Annotated in this window: 5 protein-coding genes; all 5 read left to right on the top strand. The window is 64.4% G+C overall.

What is annotated here, in order from left to right; genetic code table 11:
• The first annotated feature begins 243 nt into the window (after nucleotides 1-243).
• The gene (locus FJ222_11935; GenBank protein MBM4165131.1) at nucleotides 244-1,440 is read left to right on the top strand and encodes a PAS domain S-box protein; all 1,197 of its coding nucleotides are present in this window, start codon (nucleotides 244-246) and stop codon (nucleotides 1,438-1,440) included.
• Between the two features lie 6 nt (nucleotides 1,441-1,446).
• Nucleotides 1,447-2,853: a sigma-54-dependent Fis family transcriptional regulator gene (locus FJ222_11930; protein MBM4165130.1), complete on the top strand. Its 1,407-nt coding sequence runs from the start codon at nucleotides 1,447-1,449 to the stop codon at nucleotides 2,851-2,853.
• A gap of 138 nt (nucleotides 2,854-2,991) precedes the next feature.
• The gene (locus FJ222_11925) at nucleotides 2,992-3,492 is read left to right on the top strand and encodes a thiol peroxidase (protein ID MBM4165129.1); all 501 of its coding nucleotides are present in this window, start codon (nucleotides 2,992-2,994) and stop codon (nucleotides 3,490-3,492) included.
• A gap of 12 nt (nucleotides 3,493-3,504) precedes the next feature.
• A complete protein-coding gene (locus tag FJ222_11920; GenBank protein ID MBM4165128.1) occupies nucleotides 3,505-3,822 on the top strand; it encodes a transcriptional regulator in 318 nt (105 codons plus the stop codon).
• Between the two features lie 58 nt (nucleotides 3,823-3,880).
• On the top strand, nucleotides 3,881-5,068 hold the full coding sequence (locus tag FJ222_11915; protein MBM4165127.1) for a pyridoxal phosphate-dependent aminotransferase: 1,188 nt from the start codon (nucleotides 3,881-3,883) through the stop codon (nucleotides 5,066-5,068).
• Nucleotides 5,069-5,182 lie beyond the last annotated feature (114 nt).

Below are 5,182 nucleotides of genomic sequence, written 5' to 3'. Positions count from 1 at the left end.
CGTTGCGCCGCTTGACCCATATCCCTGAAGTCAACACCGCCGCACGCGCCCGATGGGCCCTGGAACGGATGAGTCAGGAACCTCCCGAACACGCCGGCTAGAGGAGGCACTTGCAAAACCTCCTGCGTCGGTTCTGCAAGCGCCGTATTCAGAACAATTCGGAACTGATTACATTTCCGTTGCATCGTTCGGTCTTACCCGCTATCATGTATGCCATTCTGACACTGTGAAAGGGGTGTGACAGTGAAAGCCAGTGGATTTCTGGATAAATTGGTCTCGCGGCTGGATCGGATCGATTCTGGAAGCCTGCAGGCGCATTTCATGCGGCTGGCGAACGAGCGTGGTTTTCTGGAGGCGATTTTTCAGTCGATTCAGGAGGGGGTGCTGGCGGTTGACAGCCAGGGGCGGCTCCTCTACGCAAACCGGGCGACGGAGCACATGCTCGGATTTGAGCACGCCAAACTGCGCGGCCGTTCGGTGATGCGGTTGCTGCGGGATCTCGATTGGGACCGCCTGCTGCGGATCACCGATGCCGACGAATGGTCGCGGATGGTGACGCGGGAGGTTGAGGTGGCCTATCCCGAGCACCGGCATCTCAGCCTCTATGCCGTGCCCCTGCCCGATCCGGGCGGTGTCGGCGACGGCGAGGCGGCGGGCCCTTCGGTCTTAATTATCTTGCGCGACGTGACGCGCGACCGGGCGGAGGAGGCGTCTGCGCTGGAGAGCGAGCGCACCAACGCGGTCAAGCTGCTCGCCGCCGGCGTCGCGCACGAGATCGGTAATCCGCTCAATGCGCTGAACATCCATCTGCAATTGCTGTCTCGCGCGGTGGCGGCTCTCCCCGATCAATCGCGTGACGAGCTCGGCGACCTGGTGGACGTGGCGCGCAACGAGGTGGAGCGACTCGACACGATCATCACGCAGTTTCTCAGGGCGGTCCGGCCGCAACAACCGGTCTTCGCGGCTGGCGATGTCGCCGATCTGCTTCAGGAGACCCTGCGCCTCATGAAAACCGAGATCGAAAACCGGCGGATCGAGGTCGCCGTTGAATTTCCCGGCGAGATTCCCAAGGTTCAGATCGACCGGCATCAGATCAAGCAGGTTTTCTTCAATCTCATCAAGAACGCTTTGGAGGCGATGCCCGACGGCGGAAGCCTCAAGATCGCCATGCAGGCCTCAGACGTCTGGCTGGAGGTTGCGTTTCTCGACACGGGTGTAGGCTTCGGCCCCGAGCAGATGGGCCGGCTGTTCCAGCCTTATCAGACAACCAAGGCGAACGGAACCGGGCTTGGCCTGATGATCGTGCAACGGATTGTGCAGGAGCATGGCGGGCAGATCGAGGTGGCCAGTCGGCCCGGCGAGGGAAGCTGTTTCCGAATTATGCTCCCGCGGGCGGCGCGGCGCATACGGATGCTCAGCACGACGGTGGAGAAGGGGTAAAGGACCATGGAAACACAGACGAATCACCGTCCGCTGGTTCTGGTGGTGGATGACGACAAGAACACACGCGACGGGCTGGAGCGGGCTTTGCGGCGGCTTTACGACGTCCGGCAGGCCGAAAGCGCGCCTCGGGCCATGGACGAGCTGGCCCGCGGTGATGTTGACGTGATGCTCGCCGATCTGCGCATGCCGGGGATGGACGGACTCGAACTCCTGCGCCGCGTGCAGGCGCGCCATCCCGACGTGGTGTGTTTGCTGCTCTCGGCTTACGGCTCCATCGAGACGGCGGTCGAGGCGATGAAGCAGGGCGCCTACGATTTTCTCACCAAGCCGGTCAATCTGGATCATCTGGAGGTGGTGCTCGAACGCGCGCTCCAGTCGCGCGCGATGAAGGCGCGGGTTCAGGAGCTCGAGGGCCGGCTCGACGACAAATACGGAATGGAGCGGATCATCGGGCAGGCGCCCGAGATGCGACACGTGTTTGACCTCATTCGCCAGGCCGCGCCCACCCAGGCGACCGTCCTGATTCGCGGCGCCAGCGGCACCGGCAAGGAGCTGGTCGCCCAAGCCGTCCACCGGCTGAGCGGCCGCGCGCGCGGACCATTCGTGGCCGTCCATTGCGCGGCGCTATCGCCGACGCTGCTGGAGAGCGAATTGTTCGGGCACGAGCGCGGCGCGTTCACCGGCGCGACCGCCCGGCGCAAGGGGCGCTTCGAACAGGCCGACGGCGGGACACTGTTTCTGGACGAGATCTCGGAAATTGACGCCAGCCTTCAGGTCAAACTCCTGCGAGTGCTCGAGACCCGCACGTTCGAGCGGGTCGGTGGCGAGGAGACGGTGGCGGTCGACATCCGGCTGATCGCCGCGACCAACCGCAATCTGGAGGAGTGGGTCAAACAGGGCAAATTCCGGGAGGATCTCTACTTTCGACTGAACGTGGTCGACATCAACCTGCCCACGCTGGCCCAGCGGGCCGCCGATATTCCGCTGTTGAGCGATGCGTTTATCCGTGAATACGCCGGCAAGCACGGCCGTGTGATCGCGGGGATGACGCCCGATGCCGCCGAACTGCTGGGGGTTTACGCCTGGCCGGGGAACGTCCGTGAGTTGCGTAACACGATCGAAAAGATGGTGGTACTCGCGCACAGCGACCGCCTCGGCGTGCGGGACGTGCCGCCCAATATCCGCGACGCGGTCAGGGGGCGCGCCCCGGCCGCGAGAGCCAGCGGCGGGGCGCTGGCCGATGTCGAGCGCGACAGGATTCTGGCTGTGCTGGCGGGCAAACAGCAAAACCGATCTCAGGCGGCAGTCGAACTGGGCATCAGCCGCCGCACGCTGATCCGCAAGCTCAACGTCTACCGCGAGCAGGGATTGCTGCCGGAAATGCTCGGGTCGGGCGCGCCTGAGGCATGAGGAAAATGCGGAATTCAGGACCTTCAGGACATAATTAGAATGGCTGCTTACGCCAACGTCTGCTGGCCTTGTCTGCCGCCGTTTGGTATACTGGCCGCGTGTCATCCGAATGATCTCACGCAAACAACAGGAGACCCCATGGCAACAGTCACGTTTAAAGGAACCCCGGTGTCAATCAGTGGAACCCTGCCGGCTGTCGGCAGCCGTGCGCCGGCTTTTGCGCTCGTGAAAGGCGATCTTTCCGACGCGCGGCTGGCCGATTTTGCGGGCAAGACGGTGGTGCTGAGCATTTTTCCGAGCATCGACACGCCGGTGTGCGCGGCGTCGGTCCGCCGATTTAACGAGGCGGTCGGCGCGAAGGTCAACACGGTGGTGCTGTGCGTTTCGGCTGACCTGCCTTTTGCACAGGGCCGGTTTTGCGCGGCCGAGGGGCTGAAGCACGTCGTGCCCTTGTCCGCCTTCCGCAACCCCGAATTTGGGACGGCGTATGGTGTGACGGTCACCGCCGGGCCGTTGCGCGGACTGTTTTCGCGCGCCGTCCTGGTGATCAGCCCGGCGGGTACGGTCACGTATGCCGAGCAGGTGCCCGACATTGCGCAGGAACCCGACTACGCGGCGGCGCTGCGCGCGCTCGCGTGAGGATCCCTGATGATGCCCACACAGCAGGAGTCATCGGTCGGCGAAGAGGCGGTGCAGGCGATCGCCTCCGTCTTCGCCCGGGTCGGATCGGCTGCTGAGATGCGCCGCTTCTTCGACGAGATTCTGACTGCCGCCGAGACGCGGGATCTGGCGCTGCGATGGCTGTTGCTCCGAAAGCTCCGCGCCGGCATGCCGCAGCGCAGGATCGCCGATGAACTGGGCATCAGCCTGTGCAAAATCACCCGAGGCTCCAAGCTATTGAAAAACCGAAAGTCGGTGACGGTGCGGATGCTGGATGACGGGCATGACAGCGAGGACGGGGAGGGGTGATCCGGGATCGGGCGCCCCGGCGCAGGTTGGGTTCGGGCACGGAACACGGGAGCGACGGATGAGCGGAGTGGTGACACAGGCGGTGCGGGAGCAGATGGCGAATGCGTCGTGGATCCGGCGGATGTTTGAGGCCGGGATCGAGTTGAAGCAGAAGGTGGGCGCGGAAAACGTCTTCGATTTCAGCCTCGGCAACCCCGACGTACCGGCGCCGGCGCGGGCGCGCGAGGTGTTGCTGCAGATTGCGGAGCAGGCGGTGAAGCCCCTCGGCTTGGGTTACTGTCCGAACGCGGGGCTGCCGGCGACGCGGGCCGCGCTCGCGCGCAAGCTGTCGCAGGAGCAGTGCACGCCGGTGACGGCGGCCGATGTCGTGGTGACGTGCGGCGCGGCGGGCGCGCTGACCGCGTTTTTCCGGGCGGTGCTGGATCCGGGCGACGAGGTGATCGTGCCGGCCCCTTATTTTGTCGAATATGGCGCCTATTGCGGCCATTTCGGCGGCGTGTTGCGGCCGGTTCCGTCCCGACCGCCCGATTTCCAGCTCGATGTTCCGGCGTTGGCGGCCGCGATCGGACCCCGCACGCGGGTCGTGCTGATCAATTCGCCCAACAATCCCGCCGGATGCATCTATGCCCGCGAGGCGCTCCAGACGCTGGCGGATGAGATCACAACGGCCAACGCCGGCCGCGAGCGGCCCATCTTTCTCGTCAGCGACGAACCGTATCGGGCGCTGGCGTATGACGGCGCGGTTGTGCCGCCGGTCCTGCCGCTCACACCGGACACCGTGGTCGTCGGCTCCTTTTCCAAGAGCCTGGCGCTGGCGGGAGAACGGGTGGGCTATCTGCTGGTGAATCCGGCGATGCCGGATGCCAGGACCCTTCTTGATGCCGTGGTGATGACCAACCGGACGCTCGGCTTTGTCAACGCGCCGGTGATCGGCCAGGCGCTGGTGAAGCACTTGGTGGATGAGCACGTCGATGTGACGGTTTACGACGCGCGCCGCCGCGAGATGGCGCGGGTCTTGCGGGCGGCCGGCATTCCGTTCGCCCTGCCGCAGGGGGCGTTTTATTTCTTCGCCGAGGCGCCGGGCGGCGACGATCTGGCGTTCGTGAAGCGTCTGCTGGAACAGAATATTCTGGCGGTTCCCGGAAGAGGGTTTGGGTGCCCCGGATACTTCCGCTTGAGCTTCAGCGTCGCCATCCAGACCATTACCGCCTCGGCGGACGCCTTCGTGCGCGCGACGCGCCCATAGGATGCGCGTCGCCCGTATGGAATGTGCACAATACTGAATTCAAGGTGCGAGGCAATGAAGTAAAATCGCACCCCGCCGATGACCCAGTAAAAAATATCGCTTGCGTATCATCGC

It is taken from the genome of Lentisphaerota bacterium (genome assembly GCA_016873675.1).
GTDB lineage: Bacteria > Verrucomicrobiota > Kiritimatiellia > RFP12 > JAAYNR01 > VGWG01.
The sequence above is the reverse complement of the archived record's forward strand: the minus strand, read 5'-3'. Positions and strand labels throughout refer to the sequence as shown.